The 943-nt window shown below is 58.7% G+C and carries 1 pseudogene; it reads right to left on the reverse strand.

The features are described 5' to 3' along the window. Positions 1-110 precede the first annotated feature (110 nt). Positions 111-515 (reverse strand): annotated as a pseudogene (locus tag ACFFNA_RS39590) (IS21 family transposase); the annotation flags it as partial. Positions 516-943 lie beyond the last annotated feature (428 nt).

Genomic DNA, 943 nt, shown 5'->3' on the forward strand with positions numbered 1-943 from the left:
CGCAGCACCAGATCGATCAACTCTTCCTTCGTCAGACGCTGCAAATCAGTGCGATCCATATCCCCATAGATTCAGGGATTCTTGCCCCTGACAAGGGTGTGAGTAATTACGCCAGCGGCATGGTTCTGCCGCATCGTCACCGGCAGGTTGGATGCCCAGCCTCTGTAAAGATCACAATAACGGCTGTAACGGTAACCATCGGGGTGACGCTCGATGTATTCGTCCCAAAGGATCTGCAGCGTCACATGCTTGCGCTTCAACTCGCGATGCACGTAAGCCCAGTCCGGCTCCACGCTGCGGCGGTGCCCCGTCTTCGTCCCGTTCGCCTTGTAGAGCGCAGCCTCCAGGACCGCGTCCGTGATCTCATCCCCTAACGGCCAGGCCAGGCCGGCAGCCTCCGCCCGGCGAAGCGTTTCGCGCACCGTCGAGGGCGCTGCGCCCACACGGTATGAGATCGCCTTGCGGCCAAGGCCCTCTTCAAATCGATATCTCAAAATCTCGCGGACACGCCGCATGGTCACTCTCTCCGCAGGCATTTCGTTCCTTCCCTGGACAACCCAAAAGAAGAAACATTCCACCAGCAGAGCACCCGGCCCAAACACCGCCACCAGGGGGCGGCATCATTTCGGAATCAGGGGGCGGTTAATTCTCTGAACGAGGGGGCGACATCATCTCGGAATCGGGGGGCGACTTCCCTCTCGGAATTTGCACCTGCGCCAGCCGGTGGTGCTTCATGTTGATGATCTGGTCGAGCAGGGAGCGGAACAGATCCTGCGCTCTCGTCTCGCGTTTCTCGCGTGGCCTGGACATCGCCATTCCCTCGATTTGCCTCGCCACACCTAGTACCTCTGCACAGAGGTTATGACTCTTTGGAAGTCGGCTTGGGATAGGCTTTGGCCATCTTAAGGCGTGCGTTTTCGGTAGAGAACATCCAGTTGATGCG

Origin of the sequence: Mesorhizobium kowhaii, from assembly GCF_042431665.1 — a bacterium.
In the GTDB taxonomy this organism is placed as follows: Bacteria; Pseudomonadota; Alphaproteobacteria; order Rhizobiales; family Rhizobiaceae; genus Mesorhizobium; species Mesorhizobium kowhaii.